The 25,767-nt window shown below is 65.3% G+C and carries 25 protein-coding genes; 17 read left to right on the top strand and 8 right to left on the bottom strand.

Features of this window, described 5'->3' with window-relative positions; translation table 11 throughout:
- The first annotated feature begins 34 nt into the window (after nucleotides 1–34).
- The 5 genes from V9L21_RS08225 (at nucleotide 35) to V9L21_RS08245 (ending at nucleotide 6,623) form a co-directional block, all read left to right on the top strand.
- Complete coding sequence (locus tag V9L21_RS08225) at nucleotides 35–652, top strand: TetR/AcrR family transcriptional regulator (protein ID WP_337310805.1); 618 nt, start codon at nucleotides 35–37, stop codon at nucleotides 650–652.
- A gap of 84 nt (nucleotides 653–736) precedes the next feature.
- On the top strand, nucleotides 737–1,852 hold the full coding sequence (locus V9L21_RS08230; RefSeq protein ID WP_337310807.1) for an efflux RND transporter periplasmic adaptor subunit: 1,116 nt from the start codon (nucleotides 737–739) through the stop codon (nucleotides 1,850–1,852).
- Entirely contained in the window at nucleotides 1,849–4,953 is a 3,105-nt protein-coding gene (locus tag V9L21_RS08235) for an efflux RND transporter permease subunit (protein WP_337310809.1), read from the top strand. The genes V9L21_RS08230 and V9L21_RS08235 overlap by 4 nt, the downstream gene beginning before the upstream one ends.
- A gap of 35 nt (nucleotides 4,954–4,988) precedes the next feature.
- Complete coding sequence (locus tag V9L21_RS08240; protein WP_337310811.1) at nucleotides 4,989–5,903, top strand: LysR family transcriptional regulator; 915 nt, start codon at nucleotides 4,989–4,991, stop codon at nucleotides 5,901–5,903.
- A 42-nt stretch (nucleotides 5,904–5,945) separates the two neighbouring features.
- Complete coding sequence (locus V9L21_RS08245) at nucleotides 5,946–6,623, top strand: glutathione S-transferase family protein (RefSeq protein WP_337310813.1); 678 nt, start codon at nucleotides 5,946–5,948, stop codon at nucleotides 6,621–6,623.
- Between the two features lie 39 nt (nucleotides 6,624–6,662).
- On the opposite strand, the gene V9L21_RS08250 is transcribed toward V9L21_RS08245, so the two are convergent.
- The 3 genes from V9L21_RS08250 to V9L21_RS08260 form a co-directional block, all read right to left on the bottom strand.
- Nucleotides 6,663–7,538 (bottom strand): SDR family oxidoreductase, encoded by an 876-nt coding sequence (locus V9L21_RS08250; protein ID WP_337310815.1) that lies wholly within the window; start codon nucleotides 7,536–7,538, stop codon nucleotides 6,663–6,665.
- Between the two features lie 52 nt (nucleotides 7,539–7,590).
- A complete protein-coding gene (locus V9L21_RS08255) occupies nucleotides 7,591–7,821 on the bottom strand; it encodes a hypothetical protein (protein ID WP_337310817.1) in 231 nt (76 codons plus the stop codon).
- Between the two features lie 138 nt (nucleotides 7,822–7,959).
- Nucleotides 7,960–8,745 carry an SDR family NAD(P)-dependent oxidoreductase gene (locus tag V9L21_RS08260; protein WP_337310819.1) on the bottom strand — a complete coding sequence of 262 codons (786 nt, stop codon included), beginning with the start codon at nucleotides 8,743–8,745 and terminating at the stop codon, nucleotides 7,960–7,962.
- 132 nt (nucleotides 8,746–8,877) lie between these two features.
- On the opposite strand from V9L21_RS08260, the gene V9L21_RS08265 reads away from it, so the two are divergent.
- From V9L21_RS08265 to V9L21_RS08275, 3 genes are all read left to right on the top strand, one after another.
- Nucleotides 8,878–9,546 carry a TetR/AcrR family transcriptional regulator gene (locus V9L21_RS08265; protein ID WP_337310821.1) on the top strand — a complete coding sequence of 223 codons (669 nt, stop codon included), beginning with the start codon at nucleotides 8,878–8,880 and terminating at the stop codon, nucleotides 9,544–9,546.
- Nucleotides 9,547–9,623: 77 nt separating this feature from the next.
- Nucleotides 9,624–10,631, top strand: a complete 1,008-nt coding sequence (gene dusA, locus V9L21_RS08270; protein ID WP_337311049.1) for a tRNA dihydrouridine(20/20a) synthase DusA — start codon at nucleotides 9,624–9,626, stop codon at nucleotides 10,629–10,631.
- Nucleotides 10,632–10,806: 175 nt separating this feature from the next.
- On the top strand, nucleotides 10,807–11,589 hold the full coding sequence (locus tag V9L21_RS08275) for an IclR family transcriptional regulator (protein ID WP_337310823.1): 783 nt from the start codon (nucleotides 10,807–10,809) through the stop codon (nucleotides 11,587–11,589).
- A 24-nt stretch (nucleotides 11,590–11,613) separates the two neighbouring features.
- Here the strand turns inward: V9L21_RS08275 and V9L21_RS08280 are convergent, their stop codons facing one another.
- Nucleotides 11,614–12,261: a GntR family transcriptional regulator gene (locus V9L21_RS08280; protein WP_157613501.1), complete on the bottom strand. Its 648-nt coding sequence runs from the start codon at nucleotides 12,259–12,261 to the stop codon at nucleotides 11,614–11,616.
- Nucleotides 12,262–12,388: 127 nt separating this feature from the next.
- Between V9L21_RS08280 and scpA the strand changes: the two genes are divergently transcribed.
- From scpA to V9L21_RS08320, 8 genes are all read left to right on the top strand, one after another.
- The gene (gene scpA, locus V9L21_RS08285) at nucleotides 12,389–14,551 is read left to right on the top strand and encodes a methylmalonyl-CoA mutase (RefSeq protein WP_337310826.1); all 2,163 of its coding nucleotides are present in this window, start codon (nucleotides 12,389–12,391) and stop codon (nucleotides 14,549–14,551) included.
- Between the two features lie 14 nt (nucleotides 14,552–14,565).
- A complete protein-coding gene (locus V9L21_RS08290; protein ID WP_157613503.1) occupies nucleotides 14,566–15,039 on the top strand; it encodes a GNAT family N-acetyltransferase in 474 nt (157 codons plus the stop codon).
- Nucleotides 15,033–16,082, top strand: coding sequence for a methylmalonyl Co-A mutase-associated GTPase MeaB (gene meaB, locus V9L21_RS08295; RefSeq protein WP_337310829.1), 1,050 nt, complete (start codon nucleotides 15,033–15,035; stop codon nucleotides 16,080–16,082). The genes V9L21_RS08290 and meaB overlap by 7 nt, the downstream gene beginning before the upstream one ends.
- Nucleotides 16,083–16,122: 40 nt before the next feature.
- Entirely contained in the window at nucleotides 16,123–17,667 is a 1,545-nt protein-coding gene (locus V9L21_RS08300; protein ID WP_337310832.1) for an acyl-CoA carboxylase subunit beta, read from the top strand.
- A gap of 17 nt (nucleotides 17,668–17,684) precedes the next feature.
- A complete protein-coding gene (locus V9L21_RS08305) occupies nucleotides 17,685–17,807 on the top strand; it encodes a hypothetical protein (protein WP_337310834.1) in 123 nt (40 codons plus the stop codon).
- A complete protein-coding gene (locus V9L21_RS08310; protein ID WP_337310836.1) occupies nucleotides 17,800–19,848 on the top strand; it encodes an acetyl/propionyl/methylcrotonyl-CoA carboxylase subunit alpha in 2,049 nt (682 codons plus the stop codon). The genes V9L21_RS08305 and V9L21_RS08310 overlap by 8 nt, the downstream gene beginning before the upstream one ends.
- Nucleotides 19,849–19,988: 140 nt before the next feature.
- Nucleotides 19,989–21,038 carry a biotin synthase BioB gene (bioB, locus tag V9L21_RS08315; RefSeq protein ID WP_337310838.1) on the top strand — a complete coding sequence of 350 codons (1,050 nt, stop codon included), beginning with the start codon at nucleotides 19,989–19,991 and terminating at the stop codon, nucleotides 21,036–21,038.
- Nucleotides 21,035–21,529: a VOC family protein gene (locus tag V9L21_RS08320; protein ID WP_337310840.1), complete on the top strand. Its 495-nt coding sequence runs from the start codon at nucleotides 21,035–21,037 to the stop codon at nucleotides 21,527–21,529. Before bioB ends, V9L21_RS08320 begins: the two co-directional genes overlap by 4 nt.
- Here the strand turns inward: V9L21_RS08320 and V9L21_RS08325 are convergent.
- Nucleotides 21,519–22,016, bottom strand: a complete 498-nt coding sequence (locus tag V9L21_RS08325; RefSeq protein ID WP_337310842.1) for an Lrp/AsnC family transcriptional regulator — start codon at nucleotides 22,014–22,016, stop codon at nucleotides 21,519–21,521. The genes V9L21_RS08320 and V9L21_RS08325 overlap by 11 nt on opposite strands.
- A gap of 115 nt (nucleotides 22,017–22,131) precedes the next feature.
- Between V9L21_RS08325 and yedA the strand changes: the two genes are divergently transcribed.
- The gene (gene yedA / locus V9L21_RS08330; RefSeq protein ID WP_337310844.1) at nucleotides 22,132–23,049 is read left to right on the top strand and encodes a drug/metabolite exporter YedA; all 918 of its coding nucleotides are present in this window, start codon (nucleotides 22,132–22,134) and stop codon (nucleotides 23,047–23,049) included.
- A gap of 13 nt (nucleotides 23,050–23,062) precedes the next feature.
- Here the strand turns inward: yedA and V9L21_RS08335 are convergent, their stop codons facing one another.
- Genes V9L21_RS08335 through V9L21_RS08345 form a run of 3 tightly spaced genes read right to left on the bottom strand, consistent with a single transcriptional unit; the run spans nucleotide 23,063 to nucleotide 25,739 of the window.
- Nucleotides 23,063–23,701 (bottom strand): LysE family translocator, encoded by a 639-nt coding sequence (locus V9L21_RS08335; RefSeq protein WP_337310846.1) that lies wholly within the window; start codon nucleotides 23,699–23,701, stop codon nucleotides 23,063–23,065.
- A complete protein-coding gene (locus tag V9L21_RS08340; protein ID WP_337310848.1) occupies nucleotides 23,698–24,327 on the bottom strand; it encodes an RnfABCDGE type electron transport complex subunit B in 630 nt (209 codons plus the stop codon). Before V9L21_RS08340 ends, V9L21_RS08335 begins: the two co-directional genes overlap by 4 nt.
- A complete protein-coding gene (locus V9L21_RS08345) occupies nucleotides 24,324–25,739 on the bottom strand; it encodes a polyhydroxyalkanoate depolymerase (protein WP_337310850.1) in 1,416 nt (471 codons plus the stop codon). The genes V9L21_RS08340 and V9L21_RS08345 overlap by 4 nt, the downstream gene beginning before the upstream one ends.
- Between the last annotated feature and the right edge of the window lie 28 nt (nucleotides 25,740–25,767).

Genomic DNA, 25,767 nt, shown 5'->3' on the forward strand with positions numbered 1-25,767 from the left:
TGTCGATTGTTTGCCTGGGCGGTAAGCTCTGGGCATGAACAACGCAACTTCTTCCCCGCCGGCCACGCGGGGGCCGGCCGATCACGACGTGCGCGCGCAGATCGTCGTCGCGGCCACAGAGCATTTCAGCCAGTACGGGTACGAGAAGACCACGGTTTCAGACCTTGCCAAGGCCATCGGCTTCTCCAAGGCCTACATCTACAAGTTCTTCGAATCCAAGCAGGCAATCGGCGAAATGATCTGCGCAAACTGCCTGCGCGAGATCCAGGTGGACATCCGCGCAGCGGTCGACGCGGCCGAAAGCCCGCCCGAGAAGCTGCGCCGCATGTTCAAGGCCATTGTGGATTCGGGCCTTCGGCTGTTCTTCCAGGAGCGCAAGCTCTACGAGATCGCCATCTCGGCGGCCAGCGAGCGCTGGCCGTCGGCCATTGCGCACGAGGAGTGCATACGCCAGATGCTGCTCGAGTTGCTGAAGCAGGGGCGAGAGTCCGGCGACTTCGAGCGCAAGACGCCGATCGACGAAACCGCGGCGGCCATTTACCTGGTCGTCTATCCCTACGTCAACCCGCTGATCCTGCGGCTCAGCTCCGATCACACGGACCGGGCGCCGGCCCAGTTGTCGGGGCTGGTGCTTCGCAGCCTTTCGCCATAAACGATTAATTTCGTTGTGACCATTGACTAAAATGGTCACTATTATCAGAATCGGGGCCCTGATCGATTCGTCAATGGGCCCCTCATGCACACGCGCCGCCTCCTTACATACGCACTTGTCTGTGCCTTGCCGTTCGCGCTGGTCGCCTGCGGCGACAAGACGCCGCCCGATCCGCGCACCCAGACGCCGCTGGTGCGCGCCGCCACGGTCCAGGCAGCCGCGTCGGCATCGCGATCGTTCACCGGCACCGTAGCCGCGCGGGTTCAAAGCGACCTGGGCTTCCGCGTCGCCGGAAAGGTGCTGGAGCGCTTTGTCGATGCAGGCCAGACGGTCAAGCGCGGGCAGTTGCTCATGCGCATCGACCCCGTCGACCTGAAGTTGGCGGCGCGTGCGCAGCAGGAGGCCGTGAGCGCCGCGCGGGCGCGGGCAAAGCAGGCCGGCGACGAAGAAGCGCGCTTTCGCGATCTGCGCGGCACCGGTGCTATTTCGGTCTCGGCATACGACCAGGCGAAGGCGGCGGCGGATGCCGCCCAGGCCCAGCTCGGTGCGGCGGAAGCGCAGGCCGAGGTTGCGCGCAATTCGAACCGTTATTCGGAACTCACCGCCGATGCCGACGGAACCGTGCTCGAGACGCTGGCCGAGCCTGGCCAGGTTGTCAACGCGGGGCAGCCGGTGGTGCGCATGGCGCAGGCCGGGCGCAGGGAGGCCGTGGTGCAGTTGCCTGAAACGCTGCGCCCGGCCGTCGGCTCGGGCGGGCAGGCCACGCTGTTCGGCAAGGAAAGCGTGGCCGTGCCCGTCAAGCTCAGGCAGCTCTCCGATGCGGCAGACAAGCTCACGCGCACCTTCGAGGCGCGCTATGTGCTCGAAGGCGCACTCGCCAACGCGCCGCTGGGTGCGACGGTCACAGTCGACATCGCCGACGGCAAGCCGGCACGGGCCGGTGGCGTCCAGGTGCCCATCAGCGCCTTGTTCGATACAGGCAAGGCGACGGGCGTCTGGGTCATCGGCGGCGATCCGGCGGCCGTGCGCTGGCAGCCAGTGGCCGTCGAGCGCCTCGATGGCGAGCGTGCCCTGGTGGCCGGCCAACTCAAGCAGGGGGACCAGGTGGTTGCGCTCGGCGCGCACCTGCTGCGCGAGGGAGAGACGGTGCGCGTTGCTGCCGTCGCGGCCGTACCCGCGGCAGGCGGAGCCCGCCCATGAGTGAAAGCCGTTTCAACCTTTCGGCGCTCGCCGTCCGCGAGCGATCGATCACGCTGTTCCTCATCTGCCTGATCTCGCTGGCGGGGCTGGTGGCGTTCTTCAAGCTGGGCCGCGCCGAAGTTCCCGCCTTCACCGTCAAGGTGATGACCATCATCACGGCCTGGCCCGGCGCCACGGCGCAGGAGATGCAGGACCAGGTTGCCGAGAAGCTCGAAAAGCGCCTGCAGGAGCTGCGCTACTACGACCGTGCCGAAACCTACACGCGGCCCGGCCTGGCGTTCACGACCCTGACACTGCTCGACAGCACACCGCCGGCGCAGGTTCAGGAACAGTTCTACCAGGCGCGCAAGAAGGTCGGCGACGAAGCGGGCAACCTGCCGGCTGGCGTGATCGGTCCGATGATCAACGACGAGTATGCGGACGTCACCTTTGCCCTGTTCGCGCTCAAGGCCAAGGGAGAACCGCAGCGCGTGCTGGTGCGCGACGCCGAGACGCTGCGCCAGCGGCTGCTGCATGTTGCGGGCGTGAAGAAGGTCAACATCGCCGGCGAGCAGTCGGAGCGCATCTACGTCGAGTTTGCGCACGACCGGCTGGCCACACTGGGCATCGGGCCGCAGGAGGTGTTTGCCGCGCTCAACAGCCAGAACGCGCTGAGCCCGGCCGGGTCTGTTGAAACCCGGGGCCCGCAGGTTTTCATTCGGCTGGACGGCGCATTCGACACCCTGCAGAAGATCCGCGACACGCCGCTGGTTGCGCAAGGCCGCACCCTGAAGCTCTCGGACGTAGCCACGGTAAAGCGCGGCTACGAAGACCCGGCCACCTTCATGATCCGCAACGGCGGAGAGCCTGCCCTGCTGATCGGCGTGGTCATGCGGGAAGGCTGGAACGGGCTCGACCTGGGCAAGGCGCTGGACGTGGAAGCCCGCGCGATCAACGCCGAGCTGCCCCTGGGCCTCAGCCTCACCAAGGTCACGGACCAGTCGGTGAACATCAGCGCGTCGGTCGACGAGTTCATGGTCAAGTTCTTTGCGGCCCTGCTGGTCGTCATGCTGGTGAGCTTTCTGAGCATGGGCTGGCGCGCGGGCCTTGTGGTGGCCGCCGCGGTGCCGCTGACGCTGGCCGTGGTCTTCGTGGTGATGGCTGCGACCGGCAAGAACTTCGACCGCATCACGCTCGGCTCTTTGATCCTCGCGCTGGGCCTGCTGGTGGACGACGCGATCATCGCCATCGAGATGATGGTGGTGAAGATCGAGGAGGGCTACAGCCATGTGGCCGCTTCGGCCTACGCCTGGAGCCACACGGCGGCGCCGATGCTCTCGGGCACGCTGGTTACCGCGGTGGGCTTCATGCCCAACGGCTTCGCGCCTTCCACCGCGGGCGAATACACCAGCAACATGTTCTGGATCGTCGGCATCGCGCTGATCGCATCGTGGGTGGTTGCCGTGGTGTTCACGCCCTACCTGGGCGTCAAGCTGCTGCCCAACTTCAAGAAGATCGAAGGTGGCCATGCCGCCATCTACGACACGCCGCGCTACAACCGGCTGCGCCGCGTGCTGGCGCGCGTCATTGCGCGCAAGTGGCTGGTGGCGGGTGCGGTGGTCGGCCTCTTCGTGGTGTCGATCCTCGGCATGGGCGTGGTGAAGAAGCAGTTCTTTCCGATCTCCGATCGCCCCGAGGTGCTGGTCGAAGTGCAGATGCCCTACGGCAGCTCGATCACACAGACCAGCAATGCCACGGCCAAGATCGAGACCTGGCTCTCCACGCAGCCCGAGGCGCAGATCGTCACCTCGTACATCGGGCAGGGCGCGCCGCGCTTCTACTTCGCGATGGGGCCCGAGCTGCCCGACCCGTCGTTCGCCAAGGCCGTGGTTCGCACGGGCAGCCAGGAGGAGCGCGAAGCCCTGAAGCACCGCTTGCGCCAGGCCATTGCCGATGGCCTCGCGTCCGAGGCGCGGGTGCGCGTGACGCAACTGGTGTTCGGACCGTACTCGCCGTTTCCCGTGGCCTACCGTGTGAGCGGACCCGACGCGAACGAGCTGCGCAAGATTGCGGCCGAGGTGCGGCAGGTGATGGCGGCCAGCCCGATGATGCGCACCGTCAACACCGACTGGGGCACCCGCACGCCCACGCTGCACTTCACCCTGAACCAGCACCGGCTCCAGGCCGTGGGGCTGAACTCCAGCGCAGTGGCGCAGCAACTGCAGTTTTTATTGAGCGGCGTACCGGTAACGACCGTGCGCGAGGACATCCGCACCGTGCAGGTGGTGGCGCGTTCGGCCGGCACCACCCGGCTCGATCCCGCAAGGCTCGCGGACTTCACGCTCGCCGGTGCCGGCGGCCAACGCATTCCGCTGTCGCAGGTCGGCGAGGTCGAGGTGCGCATGGAAGAGCCGGTCATGCGGCGACGCGACCGCATGCCCACGATCACCGTGCAGGGCGACATTGCCGAGGGGCTGCAGCCGCCCGACGTATCGACCGCGATCACCGCCCAGCTGCAGCCGCTGATGCAGAAGCTGCCCGCGGGCTACCGCATCGTGCAGGCCGGCTCCATCGAGGAATCGGAGAAGGCGACGCAGGCGATGCTGCCGCTGTTTCCGATCATGCTGGCGATCACGCTGCTCATCATCATCTTTCAGGTGCGCTCGATCTCCGCGATGGTCATGGTGTTTCTCACGAGCCCGCTGGGGCTGATCGGCGTGGTGCCCACCTTGCTGCTGTTTCAGCAGCCCTTCGGCATCAACGCGCTCGTGGGGCTCATCGCGCTCTCGGGCATCTTGATGCGCAACACGCTGATCCTGCTCGGGCAGATCCACCTCAACCAGGAGGAGGGGCTCGATCCATTCCGCGCGGTCGTCGAAGCGACCGTGCAGCGCGCCCGGCCTGTGATCCTCACGGCGCTCGCGGCCATCCTCGCGTTCATTCCGCTGACGCATTCGGTCTTCTGGGGCGCGTTGGCGTACACGCTGATCGGCGGCACCTTCGCCGGAACCATCCTGACGCTGGTGTTCCTGCCGGCGATGTATTCGATCTGGTTCCGGATCAAGCCGGGCGACGCCGACCAGCCCGCGCACCGCACAGATGCGCCTCTCGGATCTTCCTGAGCCGTTGCTCCTCTGCGCGAACGAAGGAGAACACCGTGGACAGTCTGGATCTCCTGCGCACCTTCAGCGAGGTTGCCTCTTCCGGAAGCTTCTCCCGCACCGCCAGGCATCTGGCGCTGTCGAGGGGCACCGTCAGCAAATACATCGCAACCCTGGAGCGCCGCTTCGGCGTTCGGCTGCTCAACCGGACCAGCCGTGCCGTGAGCCTGACGGATGCAGGCCTGTTGCTGCTCGACAGGAGCCGGCCGATACTGGAACTGGCCGACGCCACGCGTGACGAACTGCAGGGCCGTGCGCGGGTGCCGAGTGGGCGGCTGCGCATTTCGGCGCCGCACGGCATGGACCTGACGGAACTGCCGGCATTGATCAACGAGTTTCTCGGCCACTACCCCGAGGTGAGCATCAGCCTCGTGCTCTCGAACCGCCAGGTCGATCTGACGGAGGAGGGCGTCGACATCGCGCTGCGCTTCGGCCCTTCGGCCAACGAGAACCTGATCGTTCGAAAGCTGCTGCCCATGGAGCTCAGCGTGTGCGCGGCGCCCATGTACTGGCGCAAGCACGGCATACCAGCCCATCCCACGGAGCTTGCGCATCACCTTGCGCTGGTCAGCACGCAGTTGAGCCCGACGGCGAAGTGGCGCTTCAAGGCCGGCGGCCAGCCTCTCGAGGTCGAGGTTCGCGGCAGGCTGGACGCAACGGAGGCCGGCCCGCTGATCCAGGCGGCGCTGCTCGGTGCGGGCGTGGTCTATCTGCCCTCGGTGATGCTCAGGCCGTACGTGGAGAGCGGGAGGCTGGTGCCCGCGCTGTCCGAGTTCGTTCGAAGCGACATGTGGCTGTCGGCCGTTTATCTGCAGCGCCGGCACAGCACGGCGGTGCAGCGTGTGTTTCTGGATTTTCTGGCGAGCCGGCTCGGGTCTGCGGGATTGCGCATGGGGATGGATTCAAAATGACAACCTGCCCCAACACCGCAGCGAACCAGAGACCGCCGACACATGATCACCCTTCACCACTGCGTCAGCGCACGCTCGTTCCGGCCTTTGTGGACGCTTGAAGAGATCGGGCTCTCCTACGAGCTCAAGATGCTGCCGTTTCCGCCGCGCGTGCTGTCGCGGCCGTATCTCGAGGTCAACCCGCTCGGCACGGTGCCGATGCTGTCCGACGGCGCCATGCGAATGACCGAGTCGGCCGCCATCTGCCAGTACCTGGCCGCGCGGTTCTCGGCGGGCCAACTGGATGTAGGTAGCGACGAACCGGACTTCGGGCCGTACCTCAACTACCTTCATTTCGGCGAGGCGACCTTGACCTTTCCGCAGACGCTCGTGCTGCGGTATGCGCACTTCGAGCCGCCGGAGCGAAAGCAGCCGCAGGTGGCCGACGACTATGCCAAGTGGTTCCTGGCGCGCCTGCGAACGCTGGAGCCGCTGCTCGCCGCGCGGGAGTACCTTTGCGCGGGCCGCTTTACCGCGGCGGATGTGTCGGTCGGCTATGCGTTGCTGCTGGCCGAGCACCTGGGCCTGGCAGAGCGCTTCACGCCCGCGGTGGCGGCTTACTGGGAGCGGCTGCAGGCGCGGCCGGGCTTCAGGGCCGCGATGACTGCGCAAGCAAGTGCCGCCAAGGCGCAGGGCGTCTCCCTGACGCCCGCACCCGACATCAGGACCGATCGTCCCTGATAGGCAGCCGGCACGCCGCCGGTGCCTGGGCGTTGCTGCTCAGATGAACGGCACGCCGCCCGTCACCGGAATGGTCGCGCCCGAGATGTAGCTTGCCTGGTCGCTGGCGAGCAGCACGTATACCGCCTGCAACTCGGCCGGCTGGCCCGGCCGCTTCATCGGCGTCTGCTTGCCGAACTCCTTCACCTTATCGGGCGGCATGGTCGAGGAAATGAGCGGTGTCCAGAACGGGCCCGGGGCCACGCAGTTCACCCGGATGCCTTTCTCGGCGAGAAGTTGCGCCATGCCGCCCGACATGTTCTGGATCGCGCCCTTGGTTGAGGCATAGGCGACCAGCGTGGCGTTGGGCTTGTCGGCGTTGATCGACGTGGTGCTGATGATCGAGGCGCCCGGCTTCATTCGCGCCGCCGCGGCGCGGCACAGGAAGAAGTTGGCGTAGACGTTGGTCCGGAAGGTGCGGTCGAACTCCTCGGGCGAGATCTCGTCGAGCGACTTGTGGCTCATCTGGAAGGCCGCGTTGTTGACGAGCACGTCGAGCCGGCCGAAGGTATCGAACGCGCGGTCCACGAGGCTGCGGCAATGCGCCTCTTCGCAGATGTCGCCGGGCACCGCAACGCAGCGGCGGCCCGCGCGCTCGATCCATTGGCGGGTGACCTGGGCGTCTTCTTCTTCCTCGGCAAGGTAGGAGATGAGCACGTCGGCGCCTTCGCGTGCAAAGGCAATGGCCACCGCGCGGCCGATGCCGCTGTCGCCGCCGGTGATGAGTGCGGCCTTGTCCTGGAGCTTGCCGCTGCCGACGTACGACTGTTCGCCGAAATCGGGCTGCGGCGACATCTTCGATTCGAGCCCGGGCGGTTGCTGGGCGGGCGTGGAAAAGGGCGGCTGCGGGCCGGCCTGGCGAGGGTCTTCTGTCATGGCGTTGCTGGAGAGTTGGTTTTGACGAAAGGGCGGAACTCTGCCCGGCAGCTCAGGCGCCGGCATCGTTCTCGCGCGGCGTGTCTCGGGCGGCGCGGCGCTTCAGCGTGTCTTCGCTGTCCGCGGCCGGGGCGGCCGCATCGCGCTCGGCAGCTTTCTGCATTCCGCGCTTCAGGTTCTGCGCGTCGCCGGTGCCGATAGCCGGTTCTTCGCCATTCACTGCGTCGGGCGCCTGCACACGCTGGCCGCCGGATGCGGGGTTGGGGGCGGGGGATTTCTTCATCATGTGCCTGAGCGGTTGGTTGGGTGAACCGCTCAAGCTTCGGCTTCTGGGCCGCGACGTGCGCGCGAGGCTTGCGCATCCGCACGTCGGACAAGACCCACGGCACTCATCCGCGGATTCCATCCAGGCCGGGCGGACTCAACCGTTCATGACGCGCGCAAAGATGGCCTGGTGCAGCCAGCGCGGCGTCGCCCACACCATCGCCACCGCAGCCTTGTTGTTGAAGCCCGGAACGACGCTCATCCGCCCGGCGTGCAGCGCATGAATGCCGGCGCGCACCACCGGCGCCGGTTTCATCATCAGCAGCTTGAGTCCCCACGTGATCTTCTGCTTGGCGGCCTGCGCAAAGCCGGTGTCGGACATGCCGGGGCACAGCGAGGTCACAGTCACGCCGTCGCGCTTGAACTCGCGGTGCAACGCATCGCCAAGGCGCAGCACATAAGCCTTGGCAGCCCCGTAGACCGCCATGTTTTCCACGCCGAAGTAAGCCAGCATGCTGGCGACGAGCAGTATCTTTCCGTGGCCGCGTTCACGCATGTCTTCGCCGAAGAGCCGCGTCATGACCGTCAGGCTTGCAATGTCGAGCTGCAACATGTCCAGGGCGCTTTGCATCGGCGTGTCGAGCAAGGGGCCTTGCAAGCCGTGGCCTGCGTTGTTGATCAGGATTTCAACCGCGATGGCGCGCTCGCGAAGGCTGGCGTGCAACCCGTGCACGGCGGCCATGTCCGACAGATCGGCCTGCTCCGCGATGACCTTGACCTTGTATTGCTGTTGCAGCGCTGCAGCCAAGGCTTGCAGCCGATCGAGCCGGCGTGCGACCAGAATGAGCGGGTGGCCCTTGGCCGCGTATTGCCTGGCGAATTCTTCGCCAAAACCACTGGAGGCTCCAGTGATGAGAACCCAGGAGTCGACGTTGGTAGCCATGATGTTTGCCTTTGTTGAAGTGAGAGTGAAGCTGGAGGTGGCCGGCACCCTCGCTTTCAGGCAAGATTGGAGACCACTGGTCTGTAATTTAGCAGACCGATGGTCTTTTAGCAAATGAAGTGTGATCACCGCATGAATTCGCCCAGCTCATACGTACGCGCCCGATCCGCCGAGCAGAAGGAAGAGCGGCGCCGCCACCTGCTGGCGACCGCTCGGGAAATGCTGAGCCAGAACCCGGCTGCCCTCGAGTTGGGAATCAACGAACTGGCGCGCCAGGCCGAGATGACCAAGTCGAACGTGTACCGGTATTTCGAGAGCAGCGAGGCCGTGCTGATGGACCTGCTCGTCGAAGAATTTGCAGCCTGGCATGCCGAACTGAGCACGGCGCTGGCGCGTGGTGGCAAGGCGGGCGCCAGTTTTGAACACATTGCCCGCGTCTTCGCCTCGACGGTTTCTGCCCAGCCCCTGCTTTGCCGGCTGACCAGCATCCTGCCGTCCATCCTCGAGCGCAAGGTGTCGTTCGAGCGCATGGTCGAATTCAAAGGCAACCTGCTGGCCGTTAGGCAGGGCGCAGCGCAGGCCTTTCACGCCCGCGTGCCCGGCATGCCGGTGCAAGCCTTCGAACAGGTGATGAAGCACACGGTGCCCCTCATCATCGGGCTCTGGCCGCTCAGCAATCCGGCGGAAATGGCTGCGCAGGTGGTCGAGTTGCCCGAGTTGGCGGGTTTGCGATACGACTTCGAGCAGGACCTTGCGCATGCCCTGCTGACGTTGATGCGGGGGATGGCGCCTGCGGATTGAAGCTGGCGTGAGAAACTATCGCCTGGATGCAGCCGATGTCCACGCCGATGGTGGCAGGACCGGCGCCTTGCTCGGCAATGTTTACCGATGGTAGAGCCAAGTTGTTGAATCTAAAAGAGAAAATCGTCTCCGTTGCGCCGATGATGGACTGGACCGACCGCCACTGTCGGTACTTCCATCGCCTGATGTCGCGCCACGCGCTGCTCTACACCGAAATGGTGACCACGGGCGCGCTGGTGCATGGCGACGTGCCACGTCACCTTCGCTTCAACGCCGAAGAGCACCCGGTGGCCTTGCAGCTGGGCGGCAGCGAGCCGGCCGATCTGGCGCATTGCGCGAAGCTGGGCGAAGAGTGGGGCTACGACGAGATCAACCTCAACTGCGGCTGCCCCAGCGAGCGCGTGCAGCGCGGAGCTTTCGGCGCCTGCCTGATGGCCGAGCCAGCACTGGTGGCCGACTGCGTGAAGGCGATGGTCGACGTGGTGAGCGTGCCGGTCACGGTCAAGCACCGCATCGGCATCGACAAGATCGAGAGCTACGAATTCGTGCGCGATTTTGTCGGCGCGGTGAGCGAGGCCGGCTGCGGCACGTTCATCGTTCATGCGCGCAATGCGTGGCTGAAGGGGCTGAGCCCGAAGCAGAACCGCGAAATTCCGCCGCTGCGCTATGAGCTGGTGCACCGGCTCAAGCATGACTTTCCGGCGTTGAGCTTTTCGATCAACGGGGGTATTTCGGTCAATGCCCAGGTGCATGAGCACTTGCGGCTGCTCGACGGGGTGATGGTGGGGCGTGAGGCTTATCACAACCCCTGGTGGCTGGCCGAATGGGACGCCGAGTTCTTCGGCGCCGGGCCGCAGCCGCTGACGCGTGAAGAGGTGGAGTCGCTCATGTGCGACTACATGGTTCGCGAGGCGGCGGAACACGGCACGCAGTGGTCGTCGATTGCCCGGCATATGCTGGGTTTGCGCAACGGGCTGCCCGGTGCGCGCCGCTGGCGTCAGGTCTGGAGCGACCACAGGCTCAAGACGCGCTCGCCGCGCGAGGTGATGGCGCTGGCGCATGAGCCCGTGGCGCAGGTTGCCTAGCTGAAGCGTGCCTTGAGTGAAGCGGGCACTGCCGCGCGGGGCCGCTTGCGGCAAGGGATTCGCCCCTCAGCAACGGTGAGTGTTCCAAAATGATAATGATTGCCTGAGGACTGAAACTTTTCAACTTTTCTGCTAAAGAATCAAGAAACGCTAATAAATAAAGGGGTTTCGATTCATGAATGAAGCGGGGAGCAAAGAAGAAGTCAGCGCACTGGGCCGGGGTCTGGCCCTGCTCAAGGTCATCGGGATGTCGGCGGCGCCGATGAGCAATCGGGAACTGGCCGACACCACGGGCCTTCCCAAGGCGACGGTGTCGCGCCTTACGGCCACGTTGGTGAATGCGGGGTATCTGCGGCAGTCGCAAGACAGCGAGCGCTTCAGCCTGGGCCCGGCGCTGCTCGACATGAGCAGCCGCTACCTTCGTCATTTCGACCTGCGCACGGTGGCCAGGCCGCACCTGGCGGAGTTGTCCGAATTTGCGGGCGCCAGCGTCCATGTGGCGGTGCGCGACGAACTCGACATGCTCGTCATCGATTCGCTGCGCCCGCGCTCGGCGCTCATCAGTTCGCGGCTGGACGTCGGCACCCGCATGAGCATCGTCACCTCGGCCGCGGGCCGTGCTTCCCTTGCGGCGCTGCCCGAGGCCGAGCGGGCGGCGGTGCTCGAGAAGATCCAGCAGGAAAGCGGCGAAAGCTGGGCCTCCATCGAACCCCGCCTGATGGCCGGGCTCGACGAATACGCCCGCCTGGGCTACTGCAGCTCGTTCGGCGAATGGCATCCGCACATTCATGCGCTTGGCTTTGCGCTGCAAGGACCGCACGGTGAACGCTATGGCGTGAGCTGCGGCGGCCCGGCCTACCTATTGCCAAAAGACATGATGCTCTCGCGCGTTGCGCCGCGCCTGCTCGAGGTCGCCAGCCGCATCTCGGCCGAAACCGGCGTCATCGGCCCGGACTGATCGGCCCGCGGCGCCTGGGCGGGCCTAGACCGCCGCTTCCAGGCCGTTCTTGAAGTGCTCGCGCATGCGCGCCATGGCCGCCGTGGCGTCGCGTGCCTCGATGGCCGCCATCATCGAACGGTGCTCCGCCAGCGATTCGGCGATGCGGCCTTCCTTGAGCAGCGAGTTGTGGCGGTTGAGCTTCATCACCTTGCGCAGGTCGGCCACCATCTGGTCGCGCCACTTGTTGTTGGCAATGGCCAGCAGGCGCATGTGAAAGCGCTCGTTCAGCGCAAAGAAGTGCTCGCGGTTTTCCTTGCCTGGCGCGCCTGCGGCCTCCAGCTCGGCGTGCAGCGCCTTCAGCTCGGCACGCTGTGCATCGGTGGCACGCTCGGCCACCACGCCGGCCGCGTCGCTTTCCAGCAGCGAGAGCAGGTGGTACACATCCGCCAGGTCTTGCTCCGACACCTCGGTGACGTAGGCGCCGCGCCGCACCTTCATGGTGACCAGGCCTTCGGCCGCCAGCACCTTCAGGGCTTCGCGCAGCGGGGTGCGGCTGATGCCGTATTCCTCGGCCAGCTTGAGTTCGTCGATCCAGCTGCCGGGTTCGAGCTCGCGGCGGAAGATCCGCTGCCGCAGCAGCTCGGCCACCTCTTCATAGAGGGCGCGCGGGGTAAGGGTGACGGCGGACATGGGCCGGACTGTACCGCAAAAACGTGTTTGAATTAATAATTATGGATCGGTTAGACTCGCTGCGGCTTGCAAATCCCTTGCAGGCGAATTTGCGACTACCCTGCAAGACACTGCAAAACGGCCCCTCATGAGCAGCACACCCGAACCCACCTTCAAGCCTGCCAACCTCGACGACTGGGCCAAGGCCGCCGCCAAGTCGGCGCCGGGTGGCGACCTGAATGCGCTCAACTGGCTCACGCCCGACGGCATTGCGGTAAAGCCGCTCTATACCGCCGCCGACCTGCAGGGCCTGAAGTACACCGACACGCTCCCGGGCTTCGAACCCTACCTGCGCGGCCCGCAGGCCACCATGTACGCGGTGCGCCCATGGACCATTCGCCAGTACGCGGGCTTTTCGACGGCCGAAGAGTCGAACGCCTTCTACCGGAAGGCGTTGGCGGCGGGCGGGCAGGGCGTGAGCGTGGCTTTCGACCTGGCCACACACCGCGGCTACGACAGCGACCATCCGCGCGTGACCGGCGACGTGGGCAAAGCCGGCGTGGCCATCGATTCGGTCGAGGACATGAAGATCTTGTTCGACCAGATCCCGCTGGACAAGGTGAGTGTGTCGATGACGATGAACGGCGCCGTACTGCCGGTGCTCGCGGGCTACGTGGTTGCGGCCGAAGAGCAGGGCGTGGCGCAAGACCAGCTGAGCGGAACCATCCAGAACGACATCCTCAAGGAGTTCATGGTCCGCAACACCTACATCTTTCCGCCCGCGCCGAGCATGCGGATCATCGGCGACATCATCGAGTACACGGCGCAGAAAATGCCCAAGTTCAACTCGATCTCGATCAGCGGCTATCACATGCAGGAGGCCGGCGCCAACCAGGCGCTGGAGCTTGCGTTTACGCTGGCCGACGGCAAGGAATACGTGAAGACGGCGCTGGCCAAGGGCCTGGACGTCGACGGCTTTGCCGGGCGCCTGAGCTTCTTCTGGGCCATTGGCATGAACTTCTACCTCGAAGTGGCCAAGATGCGCGCGGCGCGCCTCTTGTGGTGCCGCATCATGAAGGAGTTCAACCCCAAGAACCCCAAGAGCCTGATGCTGCGCACCCACTGCCAGACCTCGGGCTGGTCGCTCACCGAGCAGGACCCGTACAACAACGTGGTGCGCACCACCATCGAGGCCATGGCCGCGGTGTTCGGCGGCACGCAAAGCCTGCACACCAACGCGCTCGACGAAGCCATTGCGCTGCCCACGGAGTTCAGCGCGCGCATCGCACGCAACACGCAGCTCATCATCCAGGAAGAAACGCACATCACCAACGTGATCGACCCCTGGGCCGGCAGCTACATGATGGAGAAGCTCACGCAGGACATGGCCGATGCGGCGTGGGCCATCATCGAAGAGGTCGAGGCGATGGGCGGCATGACCAAGGCGGTGGACAGCGGCTGGGCCAAGCTCAAGATCGAGGCGGCCGCTGCAGAGAAGCAGGCGCGCATCGACTCGGGCAAGGACGTGATCGTGGGCGTCAACAAGTACAAGCTCAAGACCGAAGACGCAATCGACAGCCTCTCCATCGACAACGTGAAGGTGCGCGAGCAGCAGGTGGCCCGCCTGCAGAAGATCCGCTCTTCGCGCGACACCGCCAAGGTGCAGGCTGCGCTGGATGCGCTGACCGAGGCCGCCGAGAACGGCACCGGCAACCTGCTCGCACTCAGCATCGATGCGGTGCGCCTGCGCGCCACGGTGGGCGAGATTTCCGACGCGCTTGAAAAATCATTCGGCCGCCATCGGGCCGACACGCAAAAGGTGACCGGTGTGTACGCTGCTGCCTATGACTCCGCCGAGGGCTGGGAAGCCCTCAAGACCGAGATCAACGCCTTCGCCGAAGAGCAGGGGCGCCGTCCGCGCGTGATGATCTCCAAGCTGGGGCAGGACGGGCACGACCGCGGCGCCAAGGTGGTGGCCACGGCCTTTGCCGACCTGGGCTTCGACGTGGACATGGGGCCGCTCTTTCAAACGCCTGAAGAGTGCGCACGCCAGGCCATCGAAAACGACGTGCATGCCGTGGGCGTGAGCACCCTCGCGGCCGGCCACAAGACGCTTGTGCCGGCCATCATCAACGAGCTGAAGAAGCAGGGCGCGGACGACATCATCGTGTTCGTCGGCGGTGTGATTCCGCGGCAGGACTACGACTTTCTCTACGAGGCTGGCGTGAAGGGCATCTACGGCCCTGGCACGCCGATTCCCGCCAGCGCGAAAGACGTGCTGGAGCAGATTCGCGCAGCGGTCTCGGCCTGATCGGGACGCGAGACGTGGGCGATCTTTTGTCGCGGCTGTCGTTGCAGCCCGTTGATTCCAGCGATTTCGAAGCCATGCTGGCCTTGCGCGTCGATGCGATGCGCCCCAGCCTGGAGCGCGTCGGGCGCTTCGACCCCGCGCGTTCACGCGAACGGCTCCAGGCCGGTTTCGTCGTGCCCTACATGCATCACATCGTGCTCGATAGCGACCTGCGCATCGGCTTTGTCACGCTCAAGCCCGAAGACCCCGATGCGCTTCGGCTCGACCATCTGTACCTGCGCACGGGCTTTCAGGGCCTGGGCATCGGCGAGTGGGTGCTGCAATGGGCCAAGTCGCAGGCGCGCGAACAAGGAATGGACATCAAGCTCACCGCGCTGGTGCAAAGCGACGCCAACCGCTTCTATGTGCGGCATGGCTTTGTGCTCGAAGGCGAAGAGGGCGTCGACCTGCACTACCGCTGGCGCGTGGCCTCGGAGGATGCGTGCTGAAACAGGCCGGGGCACTCGAACGCGCCATTGCCGAGCCGGAGGGCATGGCACAGCGCCGCGCCATCGCCAAGGCCATTACGCTGCTCGAATCCACCCGCGCCGACCACCGCGCGCAAGCCGATGAACTGCTCACCGCATTGCTGCCGCGCACCGGCAATTCATTTCGCCTTGGCATCTCGGGCGTGCCGGGTGTCGGCAAGTCGACCTTCATCGAGACGCTCGGCCTGCTGCTGATCGGCAAGGGCCACCGCGTCGCGGTGCTCACCATCGATCCTTCATCCACCGTTTCGGGTGGCTCCATCCTCGGCGACAAGACGCGCATGGAGCGCCTCTCGGTGCATGAGCGCGCGTACATCCGGCCGAGCCCGTCGAGCGGTACGCTGGGCGGCGTGGCCGAGAAAACGCGCGAAGCCATGCTGGTGTGCGAAGCCGCGGGCTACGACATCGTCATTGTCGAAACCGTGGGCGTGGGCCAGAGCGAAACCGCCGTGGCTGGCATGACCGACATGTTCGTGCTGATGCAGCTGCCCAACGCGGGCGACGACCTGCAGGCCATCAAGAAGGGCGTGATGGAATTGGCCGACTTGGTTGTCATCAACAAGGCCGACATCGACAAGGACGCCGCCACGCGTGCCCAGGCGCAGATCACCTCGGCCCTGCGCCTGTTCGGCCACCAGGGCAATCCGGACCATGCGCATGCGGTGCATGACGCGCACAGCGGCGCCGAGGTTCGCTTCTGGCTGCCCAAGGTGCTGCAGCTCAGTGCGCTGGCGGGTACCGGGGTCGACGCCTTCTGGGACGCCGTCACGCAGTTCAGGCAACTGCAAACCGCAAACGGCAAGCTCGCCAAGCGGCGCGAAAAGCAGGCCACGGCGTGGATGTGGGAGCGCATCGACGCCGGGCTCAAGCAGGCATTCAGGCAGCACGCGCAGGTGCGCGAACTGCTGCCGCAACTCACCCGGCAAGTGGCAGAGGGCGCGCTTCCCGCATCGACCGCGGCGCGCCAGCTGCTTGCGGCAGCGGCCATCACCGCAAGGCCATGACAACACACGAAATTCAGGACCACAGCTTCGGAAGCACACCATGCAAGAACTGATCGAACAACTCGAAAAGCGCCGCGCCCAGGCGCGCCTTGGCGGCGGACAGAAGCGCATCGATGCGCAGCACGCCAAGGGCAAGCTCACCGCGCGCGAACGCATCGAGCTGCTGCTGGACGACAACACCTTTGAAGAGTGGGACATGTTCGTCGAGCACCGCTCGGTCGACTTTGGCATGGCCGAGCAGAAGGTTCCGGGCGACGGCGTGGTCACCGGCTACGGCATGATCAACGGCCGCCTGGTGTTCGTGTACAGCCAGGACTTCACCGTCTTCGGCGGCGCGCTCAGCGAAGCGCATGCCGAAAAAATCTGCAAGGTGATGGACCAGGCCATGAAGGTCGGCGCACCCGTCATCGGCCTGAACGACTCCGGCGGCGCGCGCATCCAGGAAGGCGTGGCCTCGCTCGGCGGCTATGCCGACGTGTTCCAGCGCAACGTGATGGCCTCGGGCGTGGTGCCGCAGATCAGCATGATCATGGGCCCATGCGCAGGCGGCGCAGTGTATTCGCCGGCCATGACCGACTTCATCTTCATGGTGAAGGACTCGAGCTACATGTTCGTCACGGGGCCCGATGTGGTGAAGACCGTGACGCACGAGACTGTGACGGCCGAAGAACTCGGCGGCGCCATCACCCACACCACGCGCAGCGGCGTGGCCGACATGGCGTTCGAGAACGACGTCGAGGCGCTCATGATGCTGCGCCGCCTGTACAACTACCTGCCGCTCAACAACCGCGAAAAGCCGCCGGTGCGCCTGGGCAACAACGGCCAGGGCGACCCGGCCGACCGGCCCGACTACTCGCTGGACACGCTGGTGCCCGATAACCCGAACAAGCCCTACGACATCAAGGAGCTGATCCTCAAGGTGGTCGATGACGGCGACTTCTTCGAGCTGCAGCCTGACTACGCGAAGAACATCGTGATCGGCTTTGCGCGCATGGAAGGGCAGACGGTCGGCATCGTCGCCAACCAGCCGCTGGTGCTCGCGGGCTGCCTCGACATCAAGAGCAGCATCAAGGCCGCGCGCTTCGTGCGTTTTTGCGATGCGTTCAACATTCCGGTGGTCACCTTTGTCGACGTGCCCGGATTCATGCCCGGCACGGGGCAGGAGTACGGCGGCATCATCAAGCACGGCGCCAAGCTGCTCTACGCCTATGCGGAGTGCACGGTGCCGAAGATCACCGTCATCACGCGCAAGGCCTACGGTGGCGCGTACGACGTGATGGCTTCCAAGCATTTGCGCGGCGACGTCAACCTGGCTTGGCCGCGCGCCGAGATTGCGGTGATGGGCGCCAAGGGTGCGGTGGAAATCATCTTCCGCGAAGACAAGAACGACCCCGAGAAGCTTGCCGCACGCGAGGCCGAATACAAGGCGCGTTTCGCCAATCCGTACGTGGCCGGTGCGCGCGGCTACATCGACGATGTGATCCTGCCGCACGAGACGCGCAAGCGCATCTGCCGGTCGCTGGTGATGCTGCGCGAGAAGAAGCTCGAGAACCCGTGGCGCAAGCACGGGAACATTCCTCTCTGAAGACGCAGGACGACAACATGTTCAAGAAGATCCTGATCGCCAACCGCGGTGACCAGCCGCGTAGCGGCGCAGCGACGAAGTCAAATTGCCTGGCACGCGCAGCGTGCGGCGGTTTCATCGCGGAGACCACCAATGTTTAAGAAGATCCTGATCGCCAACCGCGGTGAAATCGCCTGCCGCGTCATCCAGACCGCGAAGAAGATGGGCATCCTCACGGTTGCCGTCTACTCCGACGCCGACAAGGAGGCACGCCATGTCGAGCTGGCCGACGAGGCCGTGCACATCGGTGCTGCGCCCAGCCGCGAGAGTTATCTTCAGGCCGACCGCATCATCGCGGCCTGCAAGCAGACCGGCGCCGAGGCAGTGCATCCGGGCTACGGTTTCCTGTCGGAGAACGAAGCCTTTGCGCGCAAAGTCGAGGAAGAGGGCATTGCCTTCATCGGACCGAAGCACTATTCGATTGCCGCGATGGGCGACAAGATCGCTTCGAAGAAGCTTGCGAACGAAGCCAAGGTCAACACCATTCCGGGCTGGAACGACGCCATCGAAACGGCCGAGCGCGCCGTCGAGATTGCCAAGGACATCGGCTACCCCGTAATGATCAAGGCGTCGGCCGGCGGCGGGGGCAAGGGGCTGCGCGTAGCCTACGACGACAAGGAAGCCTTCGAGGGCTTTACCTCGTGCCGCAACGAGGCCCTGAGCAGCTTTGGCGACGACCGCGTGTTCATCGAGAAATTCGTCGAGGAGCCGCGCCACATCGAGATCCAGGTGCTGGGCGATTCGCATGGCAACGTCATCTACCTGAACGAGCGCGAATGCTCAATCCAGCGCAGGCACCAGAAGGTGATTGAAGAGGCGCCTTCGCCATTCATCAGCGATGCCACGCGCAAGGCAATGGGCGAGCAGGCGGTGCAGCTGGCCAAGGCGGTGAAGTACCAGAGCGCTGGCACGGTGGAGTTTGTGGTCGGCAAGGACCAGAGCTTCTATTTCCTGGAGATGAACACGCGGCTGCAGGTGGAGCATCCGGTGACCGAATGCATCACCGGGCTCGACCTGGTCGAACTGATGATCCGCGTGGCGGCCGGCGAAGCGCTGCTGCTGACGCAGGCCGAGGTGAAGCGCAACGGCTGGGCGATCGAGTGCCGCATCAATGCCGAAGACCCGTTCCGCAACTTCCTGCCTTCCACGGGCCGGCTGGTGAAGTTCCAGCCACCCGCCGAGACCATGTTCGCCAGCGACACCGAGCGACTGAACGGCGTGCGAGTGGACACGGGCGTGTACGAAGGCGGCGAGATCCCGATGTATTACGACTCGATGATCGCCAAGCTCATCGTGCACGGCAAGGACCGGCAGCATGCGATTGCGCGCATGCGCGAGGCTCTCAACGGCTTCGTGATCCGCGGCATCAGCAGCAACATTCCGTTCCAGGCGGCGCTGCTCGCGCACCCCAGGTTCGTGGCGGGCGATTTCAACACCGGCTTCATTGCCGAGCACTATGGCAAGGGCTTCCATGCGGAAGACGTGCCGCACGCAGACCCCTCGTTTCTTGTCGCGCTTGCGGCCTATGTGCATCGCCGCTACCGCGCGCGCGCCTCGGGCATCAGCGGCCAGCTCGAAGGCCATGGCGTGAAGGTGGGCGAGCAGTTCGTGGTGGTCGAGCTGGGGCCGGAAGGCAAGCACGTGCACCACCCGGTGTCGGTGACCGACTTTCATGGCAAGACGGGCGCCAGCGCCGTTGCCGTGGGCGGCAAGAGCTACAAGATCGACAGCGGCTTTGCGCTGGGCGCCATTCGCGTGCAGGGCATGGTGAACGACCGGCCCTTCACCGCGCAGGTCGAGCGCGGGGCGGGCAAGAACCCGCTGGCGCTGCGCGTGTCGCACGACGGTACGCAGATCGAGGCGATGGTGCTCTCGCCGCTGGGCGCCCGGTTGCTCGAGTTGATGCCCTACAAGGCGCCACCCGACCTGAGCAAGTTCCTGATGTCGCCGATGCCGGGCTTGCTGGTCGAGGTGTCGGTGCAGCCGGGGCAGCAGGTGCGTGCCGGCGAGAAGCTGGCCGTGATCGAGGCCATGAAAATGGAAAACGTATTGTTTGCCACGCAAGACGGCGTGGTCGGCAAAATCTCGGCGGGCAAGGGCGAGTCGCTCACCGTCGATCAAATCATTCTGGAGTTTGAATAAAGCTCACCCCCAGGCTTCGCGCACTTCGTGTCGCTTCTCCAACCCCCTTCCGGGGGCAACACCTGCGGCCCGGCGAAGCCGGTTCCGCGGTGTTTCCCGAACAGGCAACGCTTCGGGCACCTATGAAAGATTTCATTGATATGACGACCTCCGATCTTTTTTTTGAAGCGCCCATCTCGGCGCCTGTCACGCTGCACCGGCCCGCAAAGCCGGTGACGCCGCAAGGCCCGTGGACGGTCGAGGCGATCCAGGCGCTGCTCGACAAGCCGCTGATGGAGCTGCTGTTCGAAGCACAGACCGTGCATCGCCAGCACTTTCCTGAGGGCGACATCGAACTGGCGACGCTGCTGTCGGTCAAGACCGGCGGCTGTCCGGAAAACTGCGGCTACTGCCCGCAGTCGGCCGAGTTCGACACCGGCGTGAAGGCGCAGAAGCTCATGGAGGTCGACGAGGTGGTGCGTGCCGCGCAGGCCGCCAAGGACGCCGGTGCCACGCGGTTCTGCATGGGTGCCGCATGGCGCGCGCCGAAGGACCGCGACGTGGAGAAGGTGGCCGTGCTGGTCGAGGCGGTGAAGGGCCTGGGCATGCAGACCTGTGCCACGCTCGGCATGCTGGAGCCGCATCACGCGCACCAGCTCAAGGCCGCGGGCCTGGACTACTACAACCACAACCTCGACACCGCGCCCGAGTACTACACCGACATTGTCGACACGCGCACCTACCAGGACCGGCTCGACACGCTGGCCCATGTGCGCAGCGCCGGCATCAGCGTGTGCTGCGGCGGCATCGTCGGCATGGGCGAGCAGCCGGTGCACCGGGCGGGGCTGATCGCGCAACTGGCCAACCTGAATCCGTACCCCGAGTCGGTGCCGATCAACAGCCTGGTGCGCGTGCCGGGCACGCCGCTGGCCGATTCGGAACCGGTCGATCCCTTCGACTTCGTGCGCATGATCGCGGTGGCGCGCATCACGATGCCGACCGCGCGCGTGCGGCTTTCGGCAGGCCGTCAGCAGATGGGTGACGCGGTACAGGCACTGTGCTTCATGGCGGGCGCCAACTCGATCTTCTATGGCGACAAGTTGCTGGTGACGGGCAACCCCGACGTGGAGGCCGACGTGCAGTTGCTGCGCAAGCTGGGTCTGCAATCGCGCCGGACCACGACCACTGAAAAGGTAGAGGTCTGCGCATGACAATCACGGCTTCCGCGCGTCCCTTCAAGGTGCTGGGCATCCAGCAGATCGCCGTCGGCGGGCCCGACAAGATGCGGCTGCAGAAGCTCTGGGTCGACATGCTGGGGCTCGAGGTCACGGGCACCTTCAAGAGCGAGCGCGAGAACGTCGACGAGGACATCTGTTCGATGGGCAGCGGCCCGTTCAAGGTCGAGGTCGACCTGATGCAGCCGCTCGATCCTGAAAAGAAGCCGGCGGTTCACACCACGCCGCTCAATCATGTGGGCCTGTGGATCGACGATCTGCCCAAGGCTGTCGAATGGCTCACCGCGCAAGGTGTACGTTTTGCGCCTGGCGGCATTCGCCAGGGCGCGGCCGGCTTCGACATCTGCTTTCTGCATCCGAAGGCGAACGACGAGTTTCCGATTGCGGGCGAGGGCGTGCTGATAGAAATGGTGCAGGCTCCGCCCGAGGTGGTGACTGCGTTCAACGCGCTGGCCGCTACGCGTTGAGCACCTTCTTGATCGGCGGCTTCACGTCGGAGCGTTGAGGCGGCAGCATCGGCTGGTGCTCGCGCGCCGGGTTCAAGATGATCGAGGTGGCCGTTTCGGTGAGGATGCAGAACTTGGTGACCACCGCATCGAGGTGGCTCACGTCGATGACCGCAATTTCCAGAATCCAGCTGTCGTCGCCGGTCACGTTGTAGGCATTGACGCACTCGGGCGTCTGCTGCACCAGCTCGACCACGCGCGCGTAGTCGGCGCGGCCCACGCGGATGATGGCGCGGATGCCATAGCCCAGCTTGCCGAGGTTGACCGTCGCGCGATAGCCGCTGATCACGCCGGCGGCCTCCAGCTTTTTCACGCGCTCGGTCACGGCCGGCTGGCTCAGGTGCACGCGGCGGCCGAGCTCGGCCATGGTGAGCCGCGCGTCGCCCTGCAATTCGGCCAGGATGCGGGTGTCGTGGGCATCCAGCGTGGGGTTGAAGGTGAAGTCCATGCAACTCCTTTAAATCGACGGTGCAAAACAGATAGAACCATGAGTTGTGCATGGCTGCGAAGGGTTTGCTTTCATACCATGGATGGCGTTCCAATACCAACAAGACAGACCTCGCATGCCGACTCTTGCATCTCCCTCCCAAGCCGAATCCGGCCCCGCACGTGGCACGCTGCCGCCGCTCCTGTGGCTTTGCCTAGCCGCCACGTGGGTGGTCTGGGGCTCGACCTATCTCGCAATCAAATATGCGCTGATCAGCTTTCCGCCGTTCTTGCAGATGGGATCGCGTTTCTTGTTTGCGGGCGTGGTGCTCGCGGTGTGGATGCGCTGGCGCGGCGCTGCCTGGCCTTCGGCGCTGCAATGGCGCAATGCGCTTGTCGTCGGGGCGCTGATGCTGGGCGGCGGCATGGGCGGCACGGCGCATGCCGAGGTATCGATCGGCTCGGGCCTGGTGGTGGCCTTCATCGCGGTGGTGCCGCTGCTCATTGCACTGCTCAACCTCATCTGGGGCGTGAAGCCGACCCGGCTCGAGGCCACGGGCATCGCGCTCGGGCTTGTCGGCGTGCTGATGCTCACGCAGGGCAGCGGCTTCCAGTCATCGCCCGCGGGGCTGCTGGCCATTTCCGTGGCTTGCATCTGCTGGTCGATGGGCAGCGTGCTGAGCCAGCGCAGCCTGCCGCTCGCGCCCGGTGCGATGGGGTTTGCGAGCGAGATGATCTGTGGCGGGGTGGTGCTGATGATGCTTGCGGCGGTGTCTCGCGAGAGCCTGGTCTGGCCGCCGGAGCCAGAGGCCGTCTGGGCCTGGCTGTACCTCGTGGTCTTCGGTTCGCTGATTGCGTTCAACGCCTACATGGTGCTGCTCGCAAGGGCGCCGGCCGCGCTGGCGGCGAGCTACACCTTCGTCAATCCCGTGATCGCAATGCTGCTGGGCGTGTGGATTGCCAACGAGACCGTGACGCGCTTCGAGTGGTATGCCGTGGCCGTCATCCTGGCCGGTGTGCTGCTGTTGCTCTTCAAGCGCCCGCAGAAGGGTTGAGCCTGCGCCTGCTTCAGGTGCCCGGACGGCGCCAGAAGGCCAGCGTGGCGGCAAGCAGCCACATGCCGGCCGCGCAACTGCGGTTCAGCACCTTCAGGCCGCGCCGCGAGAGCCAGCGCACGGCTTGCGTGCCGGCGGCCGCGTAGGCCAGCATCACGCAGGTGTCGAGCGCCACGAAGATCGAGCCCAGCAGCAGGTACTGCATGCCTTGCGGCTTGGTGATGTCGATGAACTGCGGCAGAAAGGCCGCGAAGAACAACACCGTTTTGGGGTTCGACAGCGCCACGAGCAGGCTGCGCACAAGCGCGATGCGGCCGTGCGGGCGAACCTCGATGGCGGACTTGGCCAGCGCCTCGCCCAGGTCGGTGGCGTCGCTGCGCCACAGCTTGATGCCAAGCCACACCAGGTAGGCGACGCCTGCCACGCGAATCGCATTGAAGAGCAGTTCCGACGCAGCCAGCAGCGAGCCGAGCCCGAGGGCGACCACCGCGATCAGTGTGACGCTGCCGAGCGATGCACCGGCAATGCCCCAGCTCGCGCGGCGCATGCCGCCCTCGATGCCGTTGGACAGCGCCAGCAGCATCGTGGGACCGGGGATCACTGCCAATGCGAGCGAGGCAACCACGTAGATGAGCAGGGTGTCGGGTGTCATGGCTTGACGGCGGGTGGGCGTTGCTGGGCGGCGCGGGCTCGCGCCAGAGCGGCTTCGACGATGGAGCGCTTGCGTGTGTCTGCGGCTTGCGGTTCGGCGGCGGCGGGTGCGGGTTCTTCGATTCGCTTGGCGATCCGGCGATGCTCGCCATGCAGTTGATAGCGCTTCAGTGCCGCCTCGGCCTGCGCCTGCGACCATGCGGCCCAGCCTGTGCGGCCCGGCGTTTCGATCTCGAGCGAGATGCAATCGACGGGGCAGACCGGAATGCAGAGCTCGCAGCCGGTGCAGTGCGCCTCGATGACCGTGTGCATGCGCTTGTTGATGCCGACGATGGCATCGGTAGGGCAGGCATCCAGGCAGAGCGTGCAGCCGATGCACCAGGCTTCGTCGATCACCGCCATGGCGCGCGGGCCTTCAGTGCCGAACTGCGGATCGAGCGGCAGCGGCTGGCGGCCCGTGAGCTGCGCCAGCCTGGCAATGCCTTCCGCGCCGCCGGGCGGGCACTGGTTGATGTCCGCCTCTGCGTCGGCCACGGCCTGCGCATAGCCGGCGCAATCGGGGTAGCCGCACCGCGTGCACTGCGTTTGCGGCAGTGCATCGTGAATGCGTGCGGCCAGCCCGTTCACTTCCTGCGTGCCGCGGGCTTCTTCACGGCGGCAACGGCCACCGCTTTCTTGGCTGCGACATTCTTCTTGGCGGCCACGGCAACCGTCTTGCGCCCGGGCTTGATGCGGTCTTCGGCCGGCAGGGCCTCGCGTGCGCCGGCGCGCCGCTGGGGCTGGTCGTGGGCGGCGATGAACTTCTGCACCTTGGGGTAGACCAGTTCGCGCCAGCGGCGGCCGCTGAAGATGCCGTAGTGGCCCGCGCCCTTGACTTCGTAGTGTTCGCGCTGCGCGTCGTCGATGCCGGTGCACAGGCTGTGCGCGGCCTCGGTCTGGCCCGAGCCCGAAATGTCGTCGAGCTCGCCCTCGACGGTGAGCAGGGCGGTGGAGTGAATGTCTTGCGGGCGCACGCGCTCGATCTGGCCCTTGGGGTTCTTCACGTCCCAGGTGCCGTTCACGAGCTCGAACTGCTGGAACACGGTGCGAATGGTGTCCAGGTAGTAATCGGCGTCCATGTCGAGGACGGCGTTGTACTCGTCATAGAACTTGCGATGGGCTTCGGCGCTGGCGTCGTCGCCCTTGATCAGGTCCTTGAAGTAGTCGTAGTGGCTGCTGGCATGGCGGTCGGGATTCATCGCCACAAAGCCCGTGTGCTGCAGGAAGCCCGGATACACGCGGCGCCCCTCGCCCGGGAAGCCCTGCGGCACCCGGTAGATCACGTTGTTCTCGAACCACTCGTAGCTCTTGTTCATTGCCAGGTTGTTCACCGCGGTGGGCGACTTGCGGGCGTCGATGGGGCCGCCCATCATGGTCATGGTGAGCGGCAGCGGTTCGCCGCGGCTTGCCATGAGCGACACGGCCGCCAGCACCGGCACGGTCGGCTGGCACACGCTCACCACGTGGCAGTTGCCGTACTCGGATTGCAGCCGGCGGATGAACTCCTGCACGTAGTTGATGTAGTCGTCCAGGTGGAACTCGCCTTGCGACAGCGGCACGAGGCGCGCGTTCTTCCAGTCGGTGATGTAGACCTTGTGGTCCTGCAGCATGGTGCGAACCGTGTCGCGCAGCAGCGTGGCATAGTGACCCGACAGCGGTGCCACGATCAGCACCACGGGCTGGCTCTTGAGTGTCTTGAGGGTGTGCGGCTCGTCGGTAAAGCGCTTGAAGCGGCGCAGTTCGCAGAAAGGCTTGTCGAGCTCGACGACTTCCTGGATCACGACGTCGTCGCCGTCGACCTTCACCGACTTGATGTTGAACTCAGGCTTTTCGTAGTCCTTGCCCAGGCGATAGAGCAGGTCGTAGCCGGCAGCCATGCGCTGCGCCATGGGCAACTGGCCCCACACCGCGCCTTGGCCGTAAAGCTTGGACGCCGCTTGCGCGAAGTCCGAGAACGGTTCCATCAAGGAACGCTGGGCTTCGTAGAGTTGATAAAGCATCGCTGGTCTTGGAGTGAAATGTTGCAGT

The organism is Variovorax sp. CCNWLW235, assembly GCF_037204085.1.
In the GTDB taxonomy this organism is placed as follows: domain Bacteria; phylum Pseudomonadota; class Gammaproteobacteria; order Burkholderiales; family Burkholderiaceae_C; genus Variovorax.

Coding starts and splice junctions, on each gene's coding strand:
- V9L21_RS08320 (WP_337310840.1), top strand. CDS start 21,035: ATGACAATCACGGCTTCCGCGCGTCCCTTCAAGGTGCTGGGCATCCAG.
- V9L21_RS08265 (WP_337310821.1), top strand. CDS start 8,878: ATGAATTCGCCCAGCTCATACGTACGCGCCCGATCCGCCGAGCAGAAG.
- V9L21_RS08305 (WP_337310834.1), top strand. CDS start 17,685: ATGTTCAAGAAGATCCTGATCGCCAACCGCGGTGACCAGCCGCGTAGC.
- V9L21_RS08250 (WP_337310815.1), bottom strand. CDS start 7,538: ATGACAGAAGACCCTCGCCAGGCCGGCCCGCAGCCGCCCTTTTCCACG.
- V9L21_RS08260 (WP_337310819.1), bottom strand. CDS start 8,745: ATGGCTACCAACGTCGACTCCTGGGTTCTCATCACTGGAGCCTCCAGT.
- V9L21_RS08300 (WP_337310832.1), top strand. CDS start 16,123: ATGCAAGAACTGATCGAACAACTCGAAAAGCGCCGCGCCCAGGCGCGC.
- V9L21_RS08255 (WP_337310817.1), bottom strand. CDS start 7,821: ATGAAGAAATCCCCCGCCCCCAACCCCGCATCCGGCGGCCAGCGTGTG.
- V9L21_RS08230 (WP_337310807.1), top strand. CDS start 737: ATGCACACGCGCCGCCTCCTTACATACGCACTTGTCTGTGCCTTGCCG.
- V9L21_RS08345 (WP_337310850.1), bottom strand. CDS start 25,739: ATGCTTTATCAACTCTACGAAGCCCAGCGTTCCTTGATGGAACCGTTC.
- V9L21_RS08275 (WP_337310823.1), top strand. CDS start 10,807: ATGAATGAAGCGGGGAGCAAAGAAGAAGTCAGCGCACTGGGCCGGGGT.
- V9L21_RS08335 (WP_337310846.1), bottom strand. CDS start 23,701: ATGACACCCGACACCCTGCTCATCTACGTGGTTGCCTCGCTCGCATTG.
- V9L21_RS08280 (WP_157613501.1), bottom strand. CDS start 12,261: ATGTCCGCCGTCACCCTTACCCCGCGCGCCCTCTATGAAGAGGTGGCC.
- V9L21_RS08245 (WP_337310813.1), top strand. CDS start 5,946: ATGATCACCCTTCACCACTGCGTCAGCGCACGCTCGTTCCGGCCTTTG.
- scpA (WP_337310826.1), top strand. CDS start 12,389: ATGAGCAGCACACCCGAACCCACCTTCAAGCCTGCCAACCTCGACGAC.
- V9L21_RS08310 (WP_337310836.1), top strand. CDS start 17,800: ATGTTTAAGAAGATCCTGATCGCCAACCGCGGTGAAATCGCCTGCCGC.
- V9L21_RS08325 (WP_337310842.1), bottom strand. CDS start 22,016: ATGGACTTCACCTTCAACCCCACGCTGGATGCCCACGACACCCGCATC.
- bioB (WP_337310838.1), top strand. CDS start 19,989: ATGACGACCTCCGATCTTTTTTTTGAAGCGCCCATCTCGGCGCCTGTC.
- yedA (WP_337310844.1), top strand. CDS start 22,132: ATGCCGACTCTTGCATCTCCCTCCCAAGCCGAATCCGGCCCCGCACGT.
- dusA (WP_337311049.1), top strand. CDS start 9,624: ATGTTTACCGATGGTAGAGCCAAGTTGTTGAATCTAAAAGAGAAAATC.
- V9L21_RS08235 (WP_337310809.1), top strand. CDS start 1,849: ATGAGTGAAAGCCGTTTCAACCTTTCGGCGCTCGCCGTCCGCGAGCGA.
- V9L21_RS08225 (WP_337310805.1), top strand. CDS start 35: ATGAACAACGCAACTTCTTCCCCGCCGGCCACGCGGGGGCCGGCCGAT.